Origin of the sequence: Streptacidiphilus monticola (assembly GCF_042658505.1) — a bacterium.
GTDB classification, from domain to species: domain Bacteria; phylum Actinomycetota; class Actinomycetes; order Streptomycetales; family Streptomycetaceae; genus Streptacidiphilus; species Streptacidiphilus monticola.
Genome location: NZ_JBHSQJ010000189.1, coordinates 1 through 525, shown reverse-complemented (window position 1 = coordinate 525; position 525 = coordinate 1). Strand labels below are relative to the sequence as shown.

General features: G+C 56.4%; 1 protein-coding gene. It reads left to right on the top strand.

The window, feature by feature from the left end; all coding sequences use genetic code 11:
• On the top strand, positions 1 to 353 hold a 353-nt coding region (locus tag ACFP3V_RS31250), incomplete at its 5' end, for a hypothetical protein (RefSeq protein WP_380591039.1).
• Positions 354 to 525 lie beyond the last annotated feature (172 nt).

Sequence of the window (525 nt, the reverse complement as noted above, 5' to 3'; positions counted from 1 at the left end):
TCGCCGAAAGGCGCGAGCCATCAGATGTACTGATTGATTCCGTGATCGCATGGGAGAGTCTATTTGGAACTAAGGATGGTGAACCCACGTTTCGCGTTACTATGTGTATTGCAAAGCTGCTCGAAGGTTCCGTGGAATCACGCCTTGCATTGAAGGCGAGGCTTGGAAAGATTTACAGCCTTCGCAGCAAGGTGGTTCATGGGAGCGGAATGATCGACCAAAAGGAGATCCCAATGTGCCACGAGGCCCTGGACGTTGCCGTCCGGTTGCTAAAGGTTCTCATTGCTGAGCGGCCGGACATTATCACTCTTGCCGATGGCGCTGCGCGAAGCGCCAGGCTGCTTCTCGAATAGCGTAGGGTTGCAAGCCCGCCCGATGTTCAGCTGAGACGATAGCGGTGAACCTGGGTGGCTGCAGGCGATGAAACAGTGACGAAGTTGCGTCACCCGCCATGCAAGCCCAGCCCAGGGGGACGTTGATCGGAACCCTTCTAAGCACTTGGTCGCAGGTTCGAGTCCTGCCGGG